The 20,528-nt window shown below is 64.3% G+C and carries 20 protein-coding genes and 1 tRNA gene; 10 read left to right on the top strand and 11 right to left on the bottom strand.

All coding sequences use genetic code 11. The features are described from left to right. Window positions 1–325 precede the first annotated feature (325 nt). Together KYE46_RS06405 and KYE46_RS06400 are read left to right on the top strand one after the other, a co-directional pair. Window positions 326–1,264, top strand: coding sequence for a response regulator (locus tag KYE46_RS06405; protein ID WP_219004268.1), 939 nt, complete (start codon window positions 326–328; stop codon window positions 1,262–1,264). Further along, the gene (locus KYE46_RS06400) at window positions 1,264–1,635 is read left to right on the top strand and encodes an Hpt domain-containing protein (protein ID WP_219004266.1); all 372 of its coding nucleotides are present in this window, start codon (window positions 1,264–1,266) and stop codon (window positions 1,633–1,635) included. Before KYE46_RS06405 ends, KYE46_RS06400 begins: the two co-directional genes overlap by 1 nt. Before the next feature lie 79 nt (window positions 1,636–1,714). On the opposite strand, the gene KYE46_RS06395 is transcribed toward KYE46_RS06400, so the two are convergent. Beyond that, the gene (locus KYE46_RS06395) at window positions 1,715–2,827 is read right to left on the bottom strand and encodes an S-(hydroxymethyl)glutathione dehydrogenase/class III alcohol dehydrogenase (RefSeq protein WP_219004263.1); all 1,113 of its coding nucleotides are present in this window, start codon (window positions 2,825–2,827) and stop codon (window positions 1,715–1,717) included. Window positions 2,828–3,056: 229 nt separating this feature from the next. Between KYE46_RS06395 and KYE46_RS06390 the strand changes: the two genes are divergently transcribed. Further along, window positions 3,057–3,695 (top strand): glutathione S-transferase, encoded by a 639-nt coding sequence (locus KYE46_RS06390; RefSeq protein ID WP_219004261.1) that lies wholly within the window; start codon window positions 3,057–3,059, stop codon window positions 3,693–3,695. Here the strand turns inward: KYE46_RS06390 and hemN are convergent. Beyond that, window positions 3,692–5,041, bottom strand: coding sequence for an oxygen-independent coproporphyrinogen III oxidase (gene hemN / locus KYE46_RS06385; RefSeq protein ID WP_219004260.1), 1,350 nt, complete (start codon window positions 5,039–5,041; stop codon window positions 3,692–3,694). The two genes, KYE46_RS06390 and hemN, sit on opposite strands and share 4 nt — an antisense overlap. A gap of 130 nt (window positions 5,042–5,171) precedes the next feature. Between hemN and KYE46_RS06380 the strand changes: the two genes are divergently transcribed. Beyond that, on the top strand, window positions 5,172–6,041 hold the full coding sequence (locus tag KYE46_RS06380) for a glucosamine kinase nucleotide-binding domain-containing protein (RefSeq protein WP_219004259.1): 870 nt from the start codon (window positions 5,172–5,174) through the stop codon (window positions 6,039–6,041). A gap of 16 nt (window positions 6,042–6,057) precedes the next feature. On the opposite strand, the gene gndA is transcribed toward KYE46_RS06380, so the two are convergent. After that, a complete protein-coding gene (gndA, locus tag KYE46_RS06375; RefSeq protein ID WP_219004258.1) occupies window positions 6,058–7,449 on the bottom strand; it encodes an NADP-dependent phosphogluconate dehydrogenase in 1,392 nt (463 codons plus the stop codon). A 126-nt stretch (window positions 7,450–7,575) separates the two neighbouring features. After that, window positions 7,576–7,887, bottom strand: coding sequence for a DUF6280 family protein (locus KYE46_RS06370; protein WP_068354230.1), 312 nt, complete (start codon window positions 7,885–7,887; stop codon window positions 7,576–7,578). Between the two features lie 212 nt (window positions 7,888–8,099). Here KYE46_RS06370 and efp point away from each other — a divergent pair, with 212 nt between their 5' ends. Continuing rightward, window positions 8,100–8,663 carry an elongation factor P gene (gene efp / locus KYE46_RS06365; protein ID WP_219004257.1) on the top strand — a complete coding sequence of 188 codons (564 nt, stop codon included), beginning with the start codon at window positions 8,100–8,102 and terminating at the stop codon, window positions 8,661–8,663. Between the two features lie 22 nt (window positions 8,664–8,685). Here efp and KYE46_RS06360 read toward each other — a convergent pair whose 3' ends face one another. The 4 genes from KYE46_RS06360 to KYE46_RS06345 all read right to left on the bottom strand — a co-directional run bounded on the left by KYE46_RS06360 (window position 8,686) and on the right by KYE46_RS06345 (window position 13,212). Continuing rightward, on the bottom strand, window positions 8,686–9,540 hold the full coding sequence (locus tag KYE46_RS06360; RefSeq protein WP_219004256.1) for a rhomboid family intramembrane serine protease: 855 nt from the start codon (window positions 9,538–9,540) through the stop codon (window positions 8,686–8,688). Window positions 9,541–9,645: 105 nt separating this feature from the next. Next, a complete protein-coding gene (locus KYE46_RS06355; protein ID WP_219004255.1) occupies window positions 9,646–10,908 on the bottom strand; it encodes an MSCRAMM family adhesin in 1,263 nt (420 codons plus the stop codon). Between the two features lie 211 nt (window positions 10,909–11,119). Then, on the bottom strand, window positions 11,120–12,508 hold the full coding sequence (locus KYE46_RS06350; protein ID WP_219004254.1) for a TolC family outer membrane protein: 1,389 nt from the start codon (window positions 12,506–12,508) through the stop codon (window positions 11,120–11,122). Between the two features lie 50 nt (window positions 12,509–12,558). Beyond that, entirely contained in the window at window positions 12,559–13,212 is a 654-nt protein-coding gene (locus KYE46_RS06345; RefSeq protein ID WP_219004252.1) for a protein-L-isoaspartate O-methyltransferase family protein, read from the bottom strand. A gap of 166 nt (window positions 13,213–13,378) precedes the next feature. Here KYE46_RS06345 and KYE46_RS06340 point away from each other — a divergent pair. Next, window positions 13,379–13,452: transfer RNA gene (locus KYE46_RS06340), tRNA-Cys, on the top strand. Between the two features lie 102 nt (window positions 13,453–13,554). Here the strand turns inward: KYE46_RS06340 and KYE46_RS06335 are convergent. Further along, window positions 13,555–13,911 carry a VOC family protein gene (locus KYE46_RS06335; protein ID WP_219004250.1) on the bottom strand — a complete coding sequence of 119 codons (357 nt, stop codon included), beginning with the start codon at window positions 13,909–13,911 and terminating at the stop codon, window positions 13,555–13,557. A gap of 131 nt (window positions 13,912–14,042) precedes the next feature. Between KYE46_RS06335 and KYE46_RS06330 the strand changes: the two genes are divergently transcribed. Next, on the top strand, window positions 14,043–14,777 hold the full coding sequence (locus KYE46_RS06330; RefSeq protein ID WP_219004248.1) for a helix-turn-helix transcriptional regulator: 735 nt from the start codon (window positions 14,043–14,045) through the stop codon (window positions 14,775–14,777). Window positions 14,778–14,866: 89 nt separating this feature from the next. After that, window positions 14,867–16,330 carry a xylulokinase gene (gene xylB, locus KYE46_RS06325; protein WP_219004246.1) on the top strand — a complete coding sequence of 488 codons (1,464 nt, stop codon included), beginning with the start codon at window positions 14,867–14,869 and terminating at the stop codon, window positions 16,328–16,330. On the opposite strand, the gene hppD is transcribed toward xylB, so the two are convergent. Then, the gene (gene hppD, locus KYE46_RS06320) at window positions 16,327–17,418 is read right to left on the bottom strand and encodes a 4-hydroxyphenylpyruvate dioxygenase (RefSeq protein ID WP_219004243.1); all 1,092 of its coding nucleotides are present in this window, start codon (window positions 17,416–17,418) and stop codon (window positions 16,327–16,329) included. The genes xylB and hppD overlap by 4 nt on opposite strands. Window positions 17,419–17,613: 195 nt before the next feature. Between hppD and KYE46_RS06315 the strand changes: the two genes are divergently transcribed. Then, a complete protein-coding gene (locus KYE46_RS06315; protein WP_219004242.1) occupies window positions 17,614–18,288 on the top strand; it encodes an SDR family oxidoreductase in 675 nt (224 codons plus the stop codon). Here KYE46_RS06315 and bhcR read toward each other — a convergent pair. Beyond that, a complete protein-coding gene (bhcR, locus tag KYE46_RS06310) occupies window positions 18,285–19,145 on the bottom strand; it encodes an HTH-type transcriptional regulator BhcR (protein WP_219004240.1) in 861 nt (286 codons plus the stop codon). The genes KYE46_RS06315 and bhcR overlap by 4 nt on opposite strands. Before the next feature lie 168 nt (window positions 19,146–19,313). Between bhcR and bhcA the strand changes: the two genes are divergently transcribed. Next, entirely contained in the window at window positions 19,314–20,504 is a 1,191-nt protein-coding gene (gene bhcA / locus KYE46_RS06305; RefSeq protein ID WP_219004238.1) for an L-aspartate--glyoxylate aminotransferase BhcA, read from the top strand. Window positions 20,505–20,528: the final 24 nt, after the last annotated feature.

The following is a 20,528-nucleotide window of genomic DNA, read 5'->3' as shown; positions in this document are numbered from 1 at the left end:
CCGCCTTCTGCGTTGAGGCGACAGGTCTGGCGCTTGTGGCGGCCCGACTAGGCCATCCGAGCTGGCTCGTGGCCCCCCCTACCCTGCCTGGCTGCGCAAGTCCCATGTTTGGAAACAAAAACCGTCTCAATTCATTTTGACGCCCGTTCGCGAACAAAGTTTCGCCCGAATCCGCTCCTACCAATTGATTAAGGCTTGGTTAATGCCGTGGTGAATCGAGGGAGCCAACGAGGCGCTCCCGCACCATGGAAGCGGCAGATCAGGCAGAGGATGCGCGAAACAACTGCTGGCGAACCAGTGGACAAATACAAATAGGAATTGAGCCGTGAAACTTCTTGCAGTTGATGACGACCCCATCTTTCTGGATCTACTCGTCTCCACCCTCAACGCGATTGGATATGACGACATCACGCCGGTGAAATCCGCGATGGAGGCTCTGCACGAGCTGGCCGTGGCGACCGTTCCTTTCGACTGCCTGCTGTTCGACATCCAGATGCCGGTCAAGAACGGTATCGAGTTGACCAAGGAAGTCCGTCAGCAAGCGCGCCACGCGCAAACGCCGATCATCATGATCACGCAGATGCAACAGCGCGAATTCATCGACCAGGCCTATGCCGCCGGCGCCGACGATTACGTCGTGAAGCCGATCCAGGCAGCAGAGCTTTCCGCCCGCCTCGGGATGGTGAAGCGCGTGGCCGAGCTGGATTACCAGGTCAAGCACAGCAATGCGCAGTCGCCCCACCCGTGGCGCTTCAGCGATGCGATCCCGCTGGAGGCGCGCGACAGCATCCTCAACTACCTCGCGTTGGAGAACTACCTGCTGACCCTCGGGCGGCTCCGGATGTCGAACATCTGCGCCTTCAGTGTGTCCCTCGTGGGCGCGGCTGACCGCTTCGCGTCAGTGCCCATCGACGAGTTCACTGACACGCTCAACGACATCGCCGCCATCGTCGTCGATCACACCAAGCGGCACCGTCCACTGGTCTCCTACGCAGGCTCTGGCCGCTTCATCGTCGTGCTGCCGCGCGCGATCGGGCTGGACACCGAGGAGCTGAGCGACCTGATCAATGGCGAGTTGGAGACGCTCTACACCTCGGTCTACCTGCCCGAGGAAGAAGGCGCGCAGGTTCGCATCGGGCCGATCCACCGGCCCCGTATCCTGAATGGCTTCTCGGCCACATCGCTTATCTCCAAGGCTCTGGGCGGCGTCAGCGACGAAGTTCAGGAAGCACGCTACAAGCAGCTCTGGAAGAGCGCGGCGTGATGATGGCCGCGGCGCACCCCAACCCTTCGGCAAACAGCCGCTTTTCGGACGCGTTGGCGCGGGTCCGGCAGCGGTTCGTTCAATCGATCCCCGAGCGGCTGGAAGAAATCGGCTGCCAGTTCGAGCGTATTTCGGACGGCGAAGACCTTGCGGATTGCCTGCACGGGATCGAACGCGAGTTGCACAAGATCGCCGGTATTGCCGGCTCCATCGGGTTATCGGAACTGGGCGAGAAAAGCGCGCGCACCGAGGCGAAACTGATCAACGAGCTGGCGGGCGACATCGACGCCGCTGCCGTCGAGAAGCTGTTCGAAGCCATCGTCGAGCTGACGCAGGATCTGCAGAGGGTTCACGCAACCGAAGCAAGCTGAGCCGTCAGCGCAACCAGCACGAAAAAAGGGCCGTCATCGCGACGGCCCTTTTTCGTTTCACCCATGTGTCGTTCAGGGATCAGTATTCGACGACGGCGCGGATCGACTTGCCCTCGTGCATCAGCTCGAAGCCATGGTTGATCTCGTCCAGGCTGAGCTTGTGGGTGATCATCGGATCGATCTCGATCTTGCCGTCCATGTACCAGTCCACGATCTTCGGCACGTCGGTCCGCCCGGAGGCCCCGCCGAAAGCCGTACCGCGCCAGCTGCGGCCGGTGACCAGTTGGAACGGACGGGTGGAGATCTCGGCGCCGGCGGGTGCCACGCCGATGATGATGCTCTCGCCCCACCCCTTGTGCGCGGCTTCCAGCGCGGTGCGCATGACCTGCACATTGCCGGTGGCATCAAAGGTGTAATCCGCGCCGCCCCCGGTCAGTTCGACCAGATGCGCGACCAGATCGCCCTCGACCTTCGAGGGGTTCACGAAATCGGTCATGCCGAAGTGGGTGCCCATCTCGACCTTGCTGTCGTTGAGGTCGACGCCCACGATCTGATCCGCACCGGCAAGGCGCAGGCCCTGGATCACGTTCAGGCCGATACCGCCGAGGCCGAAGACAATCGCCCGGCTGCCGATCTCCACCTTCGCGGTGTTGATCACCGCACCGATGCCCGTGGTCACGCCACAGCCGATGTAGCAGATCTTGTCGAAGGGCGCGTCCTTGCGGACCTTGGCGAGCGCGATTTCCGGCACAACCGTATGGTTGGCGAAGGTCGAGCAGCCCATGTAATGGTGGATCGGCGTGCCGTCGAGCATCGAGAAGCGGGTCGTGCCGTCGGGCAGAAGGCCTGCGCCCTGGGTCGTGCGGATCGACTGGCAGAGGTTGGTCTTGGGGTTGAGGCAGTATTCGCACTCGCGGCACTCGGGCGTGTAGAGCGGGATCACGTGATCGCCGACTTCAAGGCTGGTCACGCCCTCACCCACTTCCACCACGACACCTGCGCCCTCATGGCCGAGGATGGCCGGGAAGATGCCCTCAGGGTCATCGCCCGAGCGGGTGAATTCATCGGTATGGCAGAGGCCCGTGGCCTTGATCTCGACCAGAACCTCACCCGCGCGAGGGCCCTCAAGATTGACCTCCATGATTTCGAGAGGTTGTCCGGCGGCAACGGCAACGGCGGCTTTGGTTCTCATGTCTCTGTCTCCCAGCATCTGCCCCACACCGGGCCAATGACGCCCATGGAAGGGCAGGAACGTCGGCGCGTGGTGGCGTTTCGTTAATACGCCTACGAATGCCTGATCGCGCCGCGAGTGGCCATAGGGTTTCTGCCGATGAATGGGCGTCTCGCGCGCTGCTGGCACGCGCAGGCAGGCTATGCGACATTTGGGCGGATGAACGCGTCACCGTGCAAAGGCCCTCGCCATGACAGCCTCCCCGATCCTCTGGAGTTTCCGCCGCTGCCCCTACGCGATGCGCGCACGAGGGGCGATATTGCTGGCAGGACAGAGGGTTGAGCTGCGAGAGATCGTCCTGCGCGACAAGCCGGAGGCGTTTCTGCGCACCTCTCCCTCCGCAACCGTCCCGGCGCTGCGCCTGGGCGACAGGGTCATCGACGAAAGCCTCGACATCATGATCTGGGCGCTGGAGCGGAATGACCCCGACGGGCTGCTCGAGATGCCGGATGAGGGATGGCAGTTGATCGAGTCCAATGACGGGCCGTTCAAGGACGCGCTCGATCACACGAAATATGCCGTGCGCCATCCGGAGTTCGACCCGGTGGCAGAGCGCCAGAAGGCGGCAGGCTATCTTCACGCGCTGGAAGCCCGGCTTGCTGCGCAGAAGTGGCTTTGCGGCGATCAAGCAAGTCTCGCCGACCACGCGATCTGGCCGTTCGTGCGCCAATTCGCCAACACCGATCGTGCGTGGTTCGACGCGCAGCCTTGGCCCGCCCTTATCCGCTGGTTGGACGGTTTCACCGAAGGGGCGCATTTCGCGCAGATCATGCCGAAGTACACCCCTTGGGTAGAAGGCGACGCCCCTGTCTGGTTCGGCGCGCCCTAGACCGCGACCGAGTGACGGGCCGTGCTTTCCTGCAGATAGGCGTCGAACGCGGCGGCCGCGAGGCGCACAAGGGGTCGGCCCCGCGGGGTCATGGCAAAGCATCCCTTAGACATCGTCAAAAGCCCGTCCGCCGCCATCTCGTGCAGCGTGGCTTCCGCCTGCCGCCACCAACCGGGTGCAGCTCCATGGCGCCTGCCAATCGCGGCAGCGTCGACGTGGCCGTCGCACATCAGCCGCTCAATCACCTCGGCGCGGAGCCGGTCATCCGCGGTGAGCGGCAACCCCTTGGCGACGGGCAGATGCCCGGCCTCCACCGCGCGGGCCCATGCGCCCGTCTCTGCGATGTTCTGGATGAAACCCGAGGGCGTGCGTCCGATGGAGCTCGCGCCAAGGCCGATCAGCGTCTTGGCGCGATCAGTCGTATAGCCCTGAAAGTTGCGCCGCAGGGTTCCCGCGCGGGCGGCAACCGCGAGGGCATCGTCAGGTCGCGCAAAGTGATCGAGGCCAATGGCCACGTAGCCCTCCGCCTGCAGAGCCTCCGCTGCCGCCGTCGCCTGCGCATGGCGCGCTGCCGCACCGGGAAGGGCCTCGTCCGGGATCACCCGCTGGTTCTTCGCCATCCAAGGCACATGGGCATAGCCGAAGAGCGCCACGCGGTCTGGCTGCAGAGCCGCGCAAATCCTCACGGTCTCCACGAGGCTATCGACGGTCTGGTAAGGGAGGCCGTAGATCAGATCGAAGTTGATCCCCTCCACGCCATGACTGCGCAACTGGTTCACGCTGCGGCCCACCATGTCGGGAGGCTGCACGCGGTTGATCGCCTTTTGTACCTTCAGGTCAAATTCCTGAACGCCAAAGCTCGCGCGGGTGAAGCCCAGATCGCCGATCCGTGCGGCCATGTCGGCGCTGAGCGTGCGCGGATCGCTCTCGATCGCGACCTCAGCCTCCGGCGCGAAATCGAAGTGCTCGCGGACCTCGTCCATCAGCATCTGCAGATCGTCCGGGGAAAGCGCGGTGGGCGTGCCCCCGCCCCAATGCAGGTGAGAGACCTGCATCCGATCCGGCAGCGCCTCCGCCAGCTGCGCAATCTCCTTGCGCAGCGTCCTCGCGTAGTCGCCGACGGGACCATATTTGGCCGCGAGCTTCATGTTGCAACCGCAATACCAGCACATCTGGCGGCAGAACGGCACGTGGAGGTAGAGCGACACGGGCTCTCGCGGCTCCAGTTTGGACAGCCAGTCGCGGTAACGGATTTCGGAGAAGTCCTTCTGGAAATGCGGCGCGGTGGGATAGCTGGTGTAGCGCGGCGTCGCGCGCGCGGCGTACTTCTGTAACACGGGGTCCATCAACGCGGCTCCTTCATGCGGCTTGGCCCGACCGGTTTGCACTATTGCCCGCGCCCCCTGCCTTGACGCAGATCAATCCGCGCGCCTGTTTCGATTGGTCTTTCCCGCCCGGATTGCCTAATTGTGCCCCATGGCAGAGCAATCACTCACATCGCGGATCGGGATCGACGGCGGCGGCACCAACTGTCGCTTCGCGCTCGTGCTCGATGGCACGCGGTACGACCTGCGCCGCGGCGGGGCCAATGCCTCCACGGATATGGCCGGCACCATCGCGACACTGCGCGACGGCCTTTCCTCGCTCGCGCAAGAGGCGGGTGTAAGCATCGAGAATCTCTCCTCCATCCCCGCCCACATCGGCTTGGCCGGCGTCATGGATGCCGCCATGGGCGCAGAGATTGCAGCGCAACTGCCCCTGCGATGCGTGCGGGTCGAGGACGACAGACGCACGGCCATGTCAGGCGCCCTGGGGCACTCGGACGGATGCGTTCTGGGGATCGGTACCGGCTCTTTCATCGGCCGCCGCGCGGCGGGCGTTGAGCGCGTGATCGGCGGATGGGGCTTGGTTTTGGGTGACGTGGCTTCGGGCGCTTACCTCGGGCGAGGCTTGTTGAGCCGCATTCTGGAGAGCGCCGATGGCCTGTTCCCGCCATCGGACCTCACGCAGCAGGTTCTGGCCGAGATCGGCTCCACCGCCGCGATCGTCAGCTTTGCGGCACAGGCCGCTCCGGCCGACTTCGCGCGTTTCGCGCCGCGGATCATCGAGGCGGCCCATGGCGGAGACCCCAACGCCCGCGCCCTCGTCATCGACAGCGCACAACAGATCGCACAGCGGCTCCGGCACCTTGGGTGGGAAGCGGGCGAGAAGATCGTGCCCATCGGGGGGCTCGCCCCCGCCTACGCGCCGTTCCTGCCGCCTGAGATGGCCGAGAACATTGGGACGCCTGAAGGAACTTCGCTCGACGGGGCGCTCACGCTCGCCGCGACGGTCACGGCAACCTGATGCCGCGGCCGAGGCGTCAATCGTCGGCCCACGGCCCGTGCTGATCCATCGCGCCGCTGTCCACACGCACAAACCCGTGCAGGCCGAAATAATCCCTCTGCCCCTGGATCATGTTCGCCGTACCCCGGGCCTGACGCATGGTGTCGAAATAGGCGAGCGCGGCTGACATGGCGGGCACCGGCAGGCCGGCACCATTCGCAGCGATGACCGTGGCGCGCAGAGCACCGATGGTCTCGGTCAGGATATCGGCGAAATAGGGCGCGGCCATCAGCGTCGTCTCGGGCGCGGCTTCGAAAGCGGCGGCCATGTCGTCGAGCATGGCAGAGCGGATGATGCAGCCAGCCCGCCAATTGCGCGCGATCACCTCTGGCTTCAGCGACCACTCAAAGGCGACAGCGGCGGCGCGGAGCATGTCGAAGCCCTGCGCGTAGCAGAGGATCTTGCCGCAGGTGAGCGCCGCCTCCAACGTCTCGACGGATATGTCGAGCGTGTCCACGCCGCCAAATCGCTCGGCCAGATCCGCACGCAACGGGCGCTGCGCGGACATGTTGCGGGCGGCCACGGCAGCTTCGATCACCGGGATCGGCGTGCCGAGGTGTTGCGCCTCGATCGCCGTCCAGCGCCCGGTCCCCTTCTGGCCTGCCGCGTCCACGATCACGTCGAGAAGCGGGCCGTCCGTGGCTTCGTCGTGGGCGCAGGCTACGGCCGCCGAGGTTTCGATCAGGTACGAACTCAGCCGCCCCTCGTCCCATTGCAGGAACCGCTTGCCGATCTCGGGCGCCGCCATGCTCAACCCGTCGCGCATGATCCCGTAGACCTCGGCGATCAACTGCATGTCGGCGTACTCAATACCGTTGTGCACCGCTTTGACGAAGTGCCCCGCACCGTTTTCGCCCATCAGGTTGGCGCAGGGCGAGCCTTCGAACTTCGCGGCAATCGCGATGAGGATCGGCTCCACCCGCGCCCAATGGGCCGGGTCACCGCCTCCCATGATGGCCGGGCCGTGACGTGCGCCGTCTTCGCCACCGGACACGCCGATGCCGAGGAAGGGCCGCGAGAGCTCCGTCATTCGGCGGATCGTGTCGCGAAAGTTGGCGTTGCCCGCGTCGATGACCATGTCGTCCGGGTCGAGGTGTGGATCAAGCGCCGCGATCTGCTGGTCGACGGGAGCCCCTGCAGGCACCATCAGGATGATGGCGCGCGGGCCGTCTATGGCCGCCACGAGATCTTCCAGCGTCTCTGTCGCCACGATATTGGCGGCCAGAGCGCCCGCTTCCCGAGCGAATTCGTGGGTCGTGGCCGTCGTGCGGTTCCAGACCGCGACCTTGAAGCCCTTCTCCGCGATGTTGAGAGCGAGGGCAGAGCCCATCGTCCCGAGCCCGATCAATCCGATGTCCGCCTTCGCCATGTCGCCCCTCCGTCAGCTTAGGATACTGAAGTCAGCTTGCACCTCGATTGCAAGCCATAGTGCACAAACGAAAAACGCGCCCTGCAGAGGGGCGCGCTTTCGAAGTGGCAGCTTGTAACGTCAGTTTCAGGCTGCTTCGGCCTGGTTACGACGCTCGCTTTCTTCGCGGCTGAGTGCCACGGAGGTGCGAACACCGTTTGCTACGAAGGCCATGAGGCCATTCACAACGCGTTCGTTCGGGTCAATACCCGCGCAGGACAAAACTTCACGTCCATCACGCGAGCGAGCCCAGCGAGCGATTTGCTCTGGACCATTCCCGTATTTCTTGTCATCGGCGATCGCATCATCCAACGCTGCCAAGACGACGGCTGCGAAAAGTTTCCGCGCCCGTGTGCCTTGTTCAAAGTTGAAGGCGGTTCCGTCAACGAAATCCCGCATTTCGCTTCCTTTTATTGCTCTTGCATTTACGGCGTGCCGCTTGTTATGCCCAGATTCTGTGCGTAACAGGGATGCAAATATCACATAGGTGCTATGCTACCTATGCATGGCGCGCTGTTCTCGGTCACAGTTTCCGGTGTATGGACACCCCTCAAGTGCCAAGATATAGGTTCGACCAACTAATTCTCAAGGTTTTGCCAAGGTTTTGACACATGCCGAAAATTAACGGAAATGAGATTCGTCCAAGCAACGTCCTTGAGCACAACGGGGGCCTCTGGGCCGCCGTCAAGGTTGACCATGTGAAACCCGGCAAGGGCGGAGCCTTCGCGCAGGTCGAGCTACGCAATCTTCGTAACGGATCAAAACTGAACGAACGGTTTAGATCAGCGGACAAAGTAGAGCGTGTTCGACTGGAGCAGAAGGATCAGCAATTCCTCTATGAATCCGACGGGATGCTGGTGTTCATGGACGCCGAGACCTACGAGCAGATCGAACTGCCGGCCGAGCTTCTGGGCGAGCGTCGTCCCTTCCTGCAGGACGGCATGACGATCGTCGTGGAGTTCCACGAGGACGAGGCGTTGAACGCCACCCTGCCCCAGAAGGTCACCTGCAAGGTCGTCGAGACCGAGCCGGTGGTGAAGGGTCAGACCGCGGCGAACTCGTTCAAGCCGGCAATCCTCGACAATGGCGTGAAGGTCATGGTGCCGCCCTTCGTGGGTCAGGACGAAGATATCGTCGTGAACACCGAGACCATGGAATATTCCGAGCGCGCTTAAGCCGCCCCGCGACTTTCAGCCCTCAATTTCGACCGGACCACGGACCGCGCTGGACGCGGCGCGTCCCTGCGCGCGGCACCCGGCCCAGGTCCGACAGGGGGCGATCGACGCCCTTGGGGCTGCGGGCGCGCTGTACCGAGGGGATCGGCGACCGCGCGCGTTTCACGACCCGGTATTCCATCTCGTCATGGGGCGGCTTCCCGTTCCAGGTCTGCCAATAACGTGCGCCGCCGCGGCGCAGGAAAAACGGCATGGCCAGCACCACCCCGGCGACGAAGCCGCCCGCATGGGCCCAATAGGCCACGCCGCCGCCGACAAGGTCCATCGACAGGCCGCTGACCAGCTGCAAGGCAAACCACAGGCCCAACATCAGCCAGGCCGGGATGGTGAAGATTTTCACGAAGATCACGAGGATTACGGCAACATCGATCCGCGCGCGCGGGAACATCAGGAGGTAGCCGCCCATGACCCCTGCAATCGCGCCCGAGGCGCCGACCATGGGCACCAGTGAAGACGGCTCCGCCAAGACCTGCCCCGCCGCCGCCGCAACGCCACTGGCAAGGTAGAAGAGCAGGAAGCCCACACGGCCCATCATATCCTCGAGGTTATCGCCGAAGATATAGAGGAACAGCATGTTGCCGATCAGGTGCATCCAGCCGCCGTGCAGGAACATCGAGGTGAAGACGGTGTGCCAGTTGTAGCCCTGCGACACGCCCTCGGGGACCATGCCCCAGGTCAGGTAGAACCGCAGCAGTTGCACCTCGTCTCCACCAAGAGCCGGGAAATACGACAGGAAAACCACGATATTGATCGCCATGAGCGCCCAGGTAACGATGGGCGTCCGCTCGGACGGATTATGATCTCGGATCGGAAACATGGCTCACAAAGTGGGCGCAGGCGCGGTCAGGTCAAGAACCAATGGGATCTCCGAGGGGGGCGAGGCTGTTTCGTCTTATCAAGATCCGCCCTCGGACACCGCGACTTATTCGAGGTCTTCGGCTGCCAAGGCGAGACGGATTTCGCGCCGGACCATCTTGCGGACATTGCGGGTGATCCGCTGGCCCAAGACGCCCTGCAACTCTTCCCGCACAACCTCCACGATGATCTCGCGCAGCGTGTCCTCGTCCAGAATGCCCTCGTCGGTCTCGGGGAAAGTGAACGGAGACCGCTCGTCGCCGAGGTCCTCGACCGGATCGGCGGCTGGCTCTTCCGGGTGGCGCGGCTCGGGCTGCGGAGCCTCGGATGCCGCGTGTTCATCGGCTGCCGGTTCTTCGTTGCTCCTCGCGACTTCGTCGACGTCGAGCGTCCCGACCTCACGAAGATGCGGCGTGGCGTCGGACGTGTGTTGATCCTCGACCGGCGCAAAGGCAGCTTCCGTCGGCGCGACAGTTGCAGCGTCGGGCTGCTCTGCATCGCCTTCGGGTTCTGCGTCGGCGGGGGCATCCTCGCCATCAGCTGCAACCGCCTCGGAAGTGTCAGCATTGCCTTCCGGCTCTGCATCATCTTTCGACGGTTCAGCCTCGGCGTCTGAGGCTTCGCTGAAAGGTTCGCGGCGCGCGACCAGCGTCAGCAGAGCGGCCTCCGCGCTGCTCTCGGGCCAATCGTCATCGCCGGTCTCGGATTCGAAATCAGCGGGGTCGGACTCAGGCTCGAAATCAGCATCCGTGGCATGCGCGCCGTCAAGGCGCAGCGGTTCGGTGACCGCATCTTCGGGCTGCGTCGGCGCGGCTTCCGCGTCGCCCTGCCCGTCAACCCACGGTTCGGGCAACGGCCGGTCGTCTTCCACCGCGTCGCCATCGACGGAACCCACAACATCGAAGCTCGCAAGCCGATCATCAGGCTGCCAGTCCGCGTCATCGCGCGCTTCAGGGGCAGGCTCGCTTTCGACCGACGTGTCAGCGTGCGGCTCTGCGGCGGCGTTGCCCTCGCTATCCGCATTCATCAACTCGGAGACGAGATCCTCTGCATCCGACGCGGCATCCGCTTGCGGCTCGGGCGCGTCAGAGGTTTCGGGAACGGGAACCCAAGGATCCTCCGGATCGGTGACCCGGAAGGAGGGCGTCAGAACCAAGGCGTTGGGCTGTTCAGGCTCAGACGCAGGAGCCTCTGACGACGCCTCTTCGGACTGCGCTTCCGCAGCTCGTTGCGGCGCGTCATCGCGAGCGGGCGCGTGGTCGGACACAAGGCGTCGGACCGAAGCCAGGACGTCTTCAATCTCTCCCGGCGTTTTCGCAAGATCGGACATTCACGCTCTCCTCGGTGTATGCACGGATTGTGCACGGCACCCCATTTGCGGCCCTTGGTGGACCGTTCTGATCATCAGTTCTCGGGCAGGATACCGAAAAGCGGTAAATCGCACAACAATTCCCGTGTACGACACGCGAAGCATTTAGCTTAAAGGCCCGAAGCGGTGCGTGAGCCGTGGTAACCCGGAACCGTTGCCGCGCAAGGAACGCTCAGTCGCGGCCCACGCGCTCCAGCATGGAATCAAGCTGCTGGCCGCGCGGGCTGTTCACGATGGACGGCGCGCCCGAGAACATGTCGGCGTAGGCGGACGGGTCATATTCAGGCACGGGGAGGTGCAGGGCCTCGACGGTCAGCAAACCTGCGGCAGCAAGCAACTGGTAGCTGGCGAGGTAAAGATCCGCCTGCGCCTCGATCCGACTGATCCGCGCGTTGAGCACGTCCTGCTCGGCATCGAGAACGTCCAGCGTGGTCCGCGCGCCGAGGGATGCCTCTTCCTGAACCCCGGCAAAGGCCAGCTCGGCTGCCGCGATCCCTTGGTCGGCTGCCTGGATCTGAGCGGTGGCGATGCCCATCAGCGCCCAGGCATTGCCCACGGCCTGAAGGTTCATCCGAACCTGCTGGTTCAGCGAGAAGCGGACAGCGGCGGCCTGCGCCCGAGACTGACGCTCCAGCGACAACAGCTGGCCACCGCGATAGATCGGCTGCGTCAGGGTCAGGCCGATGGTGGCGGATCCGCCCTCCGCGAAGGGATTGGCTGTGTTCTCGAGTACCTCCGTGGCGCGGCCCTCGAGGCTGAGTTGCGGGCGCAAACCGGCTTGCGCCTGCTCGATACCCAGTTCGGCGGCGGTGACCTCATGCATCAAGGCGCGGATCGCCGGGTGCTCCTGACGCGCCAGCGCTTGGGCTGCGGCCTCGCTGCGCGGGACATTGGGGATCGCGCCGGGGCCACTCAAGCCGTTAGGATAGCGGCCAACGGCCAGGTTGAAGAGCTCGCGGCTGATCTCGAGCGCGCCGTGTGCAGCGGCCAGTTGCGACCGCGCCGTCGCCAGTGTCGCCTCGGCCTGGGCCACATCGGTCCGTGTGTCTTCTCCGACCTCGAACCGATCGCGCGCTGCGCGCAATTGCTGCGTGATCACGCGCACGTTGCGTTGGCGTACGTTCACCACCTGCATGTCGCGCCACACATTCATGTAAGCAGTGACCGCATCCAGAAGGACCTGCTGCTCCAGCGAGATCAACTGCTCGCGCGTTGCCAGCACCGTTTCCTCGGCGGCTTCCACCGCAAACCGGCGCGCGCCGCCGTCATAGATCAGGTATTCTGCCACCAGAGACGCCGAGGCCGTCGTAGTGTTGTTGACCAACTCGCGGCTCATGGACGCGACGAAGCTGAGCACCGGGCGCAGCTGCGCGACGGCTTGCGCGACGCCCTCGTCCTGAATGCGCAGCAGGTAGCGGTTCTGTTCCAGAAGATTGGAGTGGCGGTAGGCGTCCACCATCACCTGTCGCAGGCTGTCGGCCTGTGCGGGCCCGGCGGCCACGGCAGCCAGCGTTGTGACGAGCAAAGCTTTGCGGACACGCGCAATAAACCGAGAGGCCATCCAGATATCCTTACCTGTATACGATGATGCCGAGCCCCTGCCCGACACCCCTAGAATGCGAAGGTCGGCACGCGCGCAAAGCCGGGCAGAACCGGTGCTGTCGCGTTGAACTCCATCCGCCACGAGACGCGGCCGCCGGATTTGACGCCGACGCGCGCCTCGCCCAGAGGGCCGTCCATGAAGATCGCGGCGATATGGCCACCCTCTTTCAACTGATCGGTGATCGCGGCGGGCACTTCCTGGACGCCGCCCATGATCGCGATGGCGTCATAGGGGCCGTGCTTGGCATTGCCCTCGACCAACGCCCCCTGGCTCAAAGCCGCGTTGTCCACGCCTTGTTCGCTCAAGGCGGCCTGCGCATCGCGAACAAGATCCTCGTCTTCCTCGATCGCCACGACAGCCTCCGCCATATGCGCAAGAAGCGCGGTCGTGTAGCCAGTCGCGGCCCCGATTTCGAGCACCAGATCGTGGGGGCCGGGCTGCAACGCCTGCAACAATTTCGCCGTGGCACGTGGATCCAGCAACTGGCGCCCGCCACCCAGAGGGATCGGCCCATCGGCATATGCGACATCCCGCGCGTCGTCAGGGGCATAGACTTCCCTCGGAACGCTCAGCATTGCATCGAGGACAGGGAAATTGGTCACATCAGAGGGGCGCACCTGGGTGTCGACCATGGTGATGCGGCGCTGCGTAAAGTCGGCCATAAACTGAACCAATCCGTCTAGTTTTGTCGGTTTTGGTGTCGCATATCGCTCCGCCGCACGCAACGCTCCTTTGAGCGTAGGCGCCAAACTGCCGCGGAGCGTCCCGGCCCTTGCGCAGAACCGCTTGACGCCCCGCGAGAGAGCCAATAGGCAGACATCGCTTCGAGGCGAGTTGGCGGAGTGGTTACGCAGCGGATTGCAAATCCGTGTACACCGGTTCGATTCCGGTACTCGCCTCCAAGTACAATCAAATCATTCAGTGATTGTTTTATGCGCAACGGCGCTCTTTCCGTGTCGCCGTCTGCGCAGAAATACCTGTGGCTCTGCGTCTTTCATTGCCTCTCAATCCGAGAGGCAGATCTTGTTGCCGTCGAGGTCCCTGACATAGGCCGAGAAGCGGGGGCCTCGCTGGTTTGGGGCGCCTTCGCATGAGCCGCCCAGCTCAAGGGCGCGTTGATGCAGGCGCTCGACGCTTTCGCGCGATCCGAGGCTGAAGCCGACCATGGTGCCATTCCCCACGGTGGCGGGGCCGCCGTCAAAGGGTTTGGCTGCGGCGAAGGCGAAATCTTCGCCGAGCCAGTAGGTCATTCTCTCCGTGGGCGAGAGGCTCTGCACGCCCTCGTCTTTGAAGAGTGCGTCGTAGAAGGCCTTCGCGGCGTCCATGTTGTTCGTGCCGACGACAAAATAGTTCATTTTCATGGGTTCATCTCCGTTGATGCCGGCCGCTGGCAGGGCGGCTCGGGTTCTTTGACTGAAGCGGGCCGGCGGCAAATCCGCGTCCCTGGAGACGTCATATTGATAAACATGCCATTTTATGTCTCATTTCTTGCATGAGCCGAGCGGACACCATGGACAGAATGCGGCGGCTGGAGCTGCTCGCCGTGCAGTTGAAGCAAGACAGCCATTGCACGGTGCAGGATCTTGCCGAGGCCCACGGCGTGAGCCGACGGACGATTGCACGGGACCTGGCCCTGATGCGTGCGCAGGGGATGCAGATCGATGCGGATCGCGGGCGCGGCGGCGGGTTGCGGCTGGACCGGACGTGGGGCGTTGGCCGGGTCAATCTGGCGTATGGCGAAGCGGTGGACCTGCTGATCAGCATCGCGGTGGCGGAGCGGATGGACTCTCCGATGTTCCTGGCGAGCCTCGGTTCCGTGCGTCGGCAATTGGTGGCGTCGTTCTCGCCGGAAAAGCGCGCCAAGGTGGAGCGGTTGAAGGCGCGTATCCTGATCGGCGTCACGGCCTCGACCTATGTGCAGGCGAAAGCAAGCGCGCCGCCGAAGCGCGTCGTGCAGGCTCTGCACCAGGCCTTCATCGATCAGGAGCTTCTCGACATCACCTATCAGCGGGAGGACGGGGTGAGGTCCAATCGGCTCATCGCGCCGCACTATCTGCTTCTGAAATATCCGATCTGGTACGTGGTCGCCTTCGATCACCTCAGGGAGGGGCCGCGCACGTTTCGCTGTGATCGTATCCGCGCGGCAGAAAGGACCGGGACGTCGTTTACCCTGCTCCCGAAGAAGGCCTTTGAGCCGACACTCCTGAACGACGATCTGTCGATCTGAAGGGCCGGCGCGCCGGCCGCATCACCGCTCGAATTGACTCTGCGGCGTCGCGCGGATTTACGGAGAGAGAGAGCAAGGAAAGAACGTTCATGGCACATCTCGGCATCGATATCGGGACCTCCGCCGTCAAGGTCTGCGTGACCGACGCGGCGGGACAGGTCATTGCCACCACCGACGCGCCGCTGACCGCACAACATCCGTTTCCGGGTGCCAGTGAGCAATCGCCCGATGCCTGGCTCGCCGCTCTCCGCGCGGCCGTGACCGCGCTGCCCGGCGCGCTGCGTCAGGATATCCGCGCCATTGGCCTCTCCGGGCAGATGCACGGTGCCGTGGTGCTGGATGCGGACCGAAAATCTCTGCGGCCCGCGATCCTGTGGAACGACGGCCGAGCGGTCGCGGAATGTGACGATTTGGAAGCCGCGGTGCCCCAGATCGGGCAGATCACCGGCGTGCCTCCGATGCCCGGCTTCACCGCTCCCAAATTGCTGTGGCTGAGCCGACATGAGCCGAAGGTGCACCGGCGCATCGCCCACGTATTGCTGCCGAAGGACTACCTCGGCCTCTACCTTCACGGGAACCTTGTGACCGACCCGTCCGATGCGGCGGGGACGTCATGGTTCGATGAGCACGCGCGCGCCTGGTCCCCTGCCCTCTGCGACGCCTCGGCCACGGATATTGACTGGCTACCGAAGGTTCTGTCGGGCCTTGAGGTCGCCGGCACGCTGACCGCGCAAGCAGCCGAAGCGCTTGGCCTTCCCGTCGGCATCCCGGTGGCGGCGGGCGCGGGCGATGGGGCGGCGGGGGCCGTGGGGATTGGCGCGGTGGCACCGGGAGACGGGTTCATCTCGCTCGGCACCTCAGGGCAGCTTTTCCTGACCACGGGCACCTGCCTGCCCAACCCCGAGAGCCGAATCCACGCCTATGCCCACACGCTGCCCGACCTGTGGTTCCAGATGGCCGCGATGCTCAACGGCGCGCGGCCCATGGCTTGGCTGGCGGCGCTGCTGGATCGCCCGATCGCGGACCTGCTGGCCGAGGCCGAGGCGGCCGAGCCCGGTCCGCTGTTCCTCCCCTACCTCAGCGGCGAGCGGACGCCCCACGGCGACAACGACATTCGCGCGGGCTTCTGGGGGCTGTCGGAGCGGACGACACAGGGCGCGATGATGCGCGCGGTGGTGGAGGCCATTGCCTTCACCTTCGCCGATGCGCAGGCGGCCATGGCGGCGGGCGGCGCCCGGCCCGAGCGGCTGCTGGCGATCGGTGGCGGCACGCGGAGCGATTTCCTGCTGCAGATGATCGCCGACGTGATCGACGTGCCGCTTGGCCGCAGCGACGCGGCCGAGGTCGGCCCGGCGCTCGGGGCCGCGCGATTGGCGCAGATGGCGCTCGGCGCCGACCCCGCCGAGGTCGCCACCAAGCCCGAGGTCAGCCGTTGGTTCATCCCCGACCCGGCCCGCGCCGAGGCTCTGGCGCCCCGGCTCGCAGGCTACCGCGCACTCTACCCGGCGCTGAAATCGGTGAACCGGGCGCTAAAGAACGGAACCGACGCCTAGATCACGCCGCGCTGAATCTGGTCTTCCTCGATCGACTCGAACAGCGCCTTGAAGTTGCCCTCGCCAAAGCCGTCATCGCCCTTGCGCTGGATGAACTCGAAGAAGATCGGGCCGATCACCGTTTTCGAAAAAATCTGCAGCAGCACGCGCGTCACGCCACCGTCGACGACACCCTCGCCGTCAATCAGGATGCCGTGCTTCTTCATCCGATCAAGCGGCTCCTCGTGATCATGCACGCGGCGATGGCTCATCGCGTAATAGGTCTCGGGCGGGGGCGGCATGAACTCGATCCCGTTCTCGGCAATCTGGTCCACGCTGGTGTAGATGTCGTTCGTTGCCACGGCGATGTGCTGGATGCCCTCGCCCTTGTATTCGTTGAGGTATTCCTCGATCTGCGACGTATCATCGGCGCTCTCGTTGATCGGGATGCGGATCTTGCCGCAAGGAGACGTCAGCGCGCGCGAGAACAGGCCCGTCTGCTTGCCCTTGATGTCGAAGAAGCGGATTTCCTTGAAGTTGAAAGCCTTGGCGTAGAAATCGTACCAGGTCGACATGTTGCCGCGCATCACGTTGTGGGTCAGGTGATCGAGGTAGAAAAACCCCGCCCCCTCGGGCCGCGGGTCGCGTGCGCCGAGCCATTCGAACTCGGCCTCGTAGGGGCTCTGCTCGCCGTAGGTGTCGATGAAGTAGAGCAGCGAGCCGCCGATTCCGACCACCGCGGGCACGTCGAGCGTCTTGTCGTCGCCGGTATATTCCTCGGCCCCGTAATCCACCGCGCATTTCAACGCATGGGCGGCATCCACGACGCGCCAGGCCATCGCGGGCGCGCAGGGGCCGTGGTCGTCGACGAAGCGCGCGGCATGGGTGCCGGGCTCACGGTTGATGATGTAGTTGATATCGCCTTGCCGATAGAGGCTGATGTCCTTGGTCCGGTGCCGCGCCACTTCCTCGTAGCCCATGGCGGTGAAGAGCTTTTCCAACTCTGCCGGGTTGGGATGGGCGAACTCGACGAACTCGAAGCCGTCGGTGCCGGCCACGTTGGTTTCGTCGATCACGGATTTCGGGGCGTCATGCGGGAAAGGTCCCATGGCGGTTCTCCTGTTTTGACCGCTGCGTGGAACGTGCCCTTCACGCAGCAACAAAATCCCGGCCCGCGGGGGTCGGGCTCCCGGCCCAACCGGTTACAGGTGTAACAGATACCCGCCCCCCGGCGCAACAATCCGGTGAACCTTGTGCCATGTCGGGCGTTGGCCGAGGGAACCCAGTGTCCAAGGAGCTCTCCCATGTCCAAAGTTCTATTCATCACCGGCGCCTCTTCCGGCATCGGTGCCGCCACCGCACGCGCCGCCGTCAAGGCGGGCCACAAGGTCGCTTTGCTTGCACGGTCGGAGGACAAGCTCAACAAGCTCGTCGACGAGTTGGGCGAGGACAATGCCTTCGCCCTGCCCTGCGACGTGACAGACGTGGAAGCACTGGAAAGCGCCTTCGATGCTGCCGTCACGCGGTTCGACCAGATCGACGCGGTCTTCGCCAACGCAGGTCTTGGCGCGACCGGCAAAGGCACCGAGGAAGGCGATATCGACAACTTCCGCACCATGATCGACGTGAACATCTTCGCGCTGACGGTGACCTGCAAGCTGGCGATCCCCTATCTGAAAGAGACCAAGGGGCATCTCTTCCTTACCGGGTCTCGCGCGGCCCATGCCACCTTGCCGGGGTCTGTCTATGGTGCCACGAAATGGTTCGTGCGCGGCTATGCCGAGAACCTGATGGCCGAATTGGGAGAGCATGATATTCGCGTGACGAACGTCAATCCGGGCATGGTCGACACGCCGTTCTTCGACGAGGAAAAGCCAGACGCGCTGCGTCCGGAAGACGTGGCCGGCGCAGTCATGTTTGCGCTGGAACAGCCCGCCCGCGTGTCGGTTCCGTCGATACAGATCTACCCGATGCGCTAGGTTTCCCGCCGCCGCGTCCCGCTTGTCGCGCGGCGCTCGGCTCCCATTGCTTGTGACAGCTCATCGGCGGCACGCATGACCGCATCGGCCAGAATATGCGTCTGGCCGGTGCTGATCCGACTGACGGGGCCGGATACGCTGATCCCCGCCACGGCCTCACCGCTCAGGTCGAAAACCGGGGCGGCGATGCAGCGCATTCCTTCGTTTTTCTCTTCATCATCAATGGAGTATCCCCTCTCCCGCGTCGCTTCCAAGTCGGCGCGCAGGGTCGTGGGCTCGGTCAGGGTGCGGTGGGTGAATTGATCCAAGGGCGCGGTCGCGATGAGGCGCGAGAGCCGGTCGTCACTCATCTGCGCCAGAAGCGCTTTGCCGATCCCGCTGGCGTGCATCGGCGACAGCGTACCCGGCGCGAAGAAGGCGCGGATCGTGGCCGTCGTCTCCACCTGGCTGACGAACAGCACGCTCGTGTCCCGCGCAATCCCGAGGTTCGCGGTCTCGCCCGTTTCCTCCATCAGCCGCCGCAGGACCGGACGCGCCCGATCCACCAGCGTGGTGCGATGCAGGTAGCGCGCGCCGATCACGAACGCCAGCGCGCCGATATGCCAATGCTGCGCGGCGGGGACGAATTCCACCAGCCCGCGCCCCTCCAAGGTGACGAGAATGCGGTAGACCGTGGCAGGCGATTGACCCAAGTCGTCAGCCAACCGTGAGAGGGTCGCACCGGGCGTCTCGCTCAGGTGTTCGAGCACTTCCATCGCCCGGTCGAGCGACTTGATGGTGTTCTGCGCCGTCTTGTCGTCCCAGTCGCGGGGGCGGCCTCGGGCCCGGCGGGCGGGGGTCGGATCTGGGTCAGCCATGGGTGCCACCATTCAGACATGAAATACACTTTCATCATATGAAAAACACCAAGCCGTTGCAAAGGTTAAATAAAACGGCTCCTTGCCACGTTTGAAAAACGTTTTCAAAAAAATTGCGGCGGATAACAGGCACTTCTAGGATACCCCCAACCCCAAAGGAGCCCGTCCATGTCCAGCCAAAACCCCGTGTTCATCCCCGGCCCCACCAATATCCCCGAGTCGCTGCGCCGCGCCTGTGACATTCCGACGATGGACCACCGCTCCGCCGCTTTCCCCGAGATCCTGCATCCTGCCCTCGCGGGCGTGAAGCGGGTGCTGAAATCGACCGAGGCGGACGTGTTCATCTTCCCCGCGACCGGCACCGCCGGGTGGGAAGCGGCGATCACCAACACGCTCAGCCCCGGCGATACGGTTCTGGCCGCGCGCAACGGCATGTTCAGCCACAAGTGGATCGACATGTGCCACCGCCACGGGCTGAAGGTGCAGCAGATCGACGTGGCATGGGGCGACGGCCTGCCGGTTGATGCTTTTGCAGAAGCGCTTGCCGCCGACACGGACTTCAAGATCAAGGCCGTCCTCGCGACCCACAACGAGACCGCGACCGGCGTGGTCTCGGACGTGGCCGGCGTGCGCCGCGCGCTGGATGCCGCAAACCACCCGGCGCTTTTCTTCGTCGATGGCGTGTCGTCGATAGGCTCGATGAACTTCGAGTTCGACGCCTGGGGCGTGGATATCGCCGTGACCGGCTCCCAGAAGGGCTTCATGCTGCCCGCAGGTCTGGCCATCATCGGCGTCTCGCCCAAGGCCATGGCCGCGATCGAGGGTGCCGAGCTTCCGCGCACTTTCCTCGACATTCGCGACATGAAGAAGGGCTACGAGGCCAACGCCTATCCCTATACGCCGTCGGTCGGCCTGCTGAACGGCTTGAAGACCTCCTGCGACATGATCGAGGCCGAGGGGCTGGAGAATGTCTTTGCCCGCCACGCCCGCATCGCCGAGGGTGTCCGCGCCGCTGTCGCCGCCTGGGGGATGGAGCTCTGCGCCACCTCGCCCGAGCTCTATTCCAACACCGTCACCGCGATCCGCACGCCGGATGGCTTTGACGCGGGCCGCATCGTTTCTCACGCGTCCACCCGCTACGGCGTCGCCTTCGGGGCGGGGCTTGGCGATGTCGCCGGCAAGGTCTTCCGGATCGGCCACCTCGGCATGATGACGGACGTCATGGCCCTCTCCGGCATCGCCACGGCCGAGATGGTAATGGCCGATCTGGGCCTGCCGATCACGCTCGGCGCCGGTGTGGCCGCCGCGCAGCAGGTTTACCGCCAGGCCGCCGCCACCGCCGCGATGGCTGCCGAATGACACCTTCGGCCCTCGCCGATCAGG

It is taken from the genome of Gymnodinialimonas ceratoperidinii (genome assembly GCF_019297855.1).
In the GTDB taxonomy this organism is placed as follows: domain Bacteria; phylum Pseudomonadota; class Alphaproteobacteria; order Rhodobacterales; family Rhodobacteraceae; genus Gymnodinialimonas; species Gymnodinialimonas ceratoperidinii.
The sequence above is the reverse complement of the archived record's forward strand: the minus strand, read 5'-3'. Positions and strand labels throughout refer to the sequence as shown.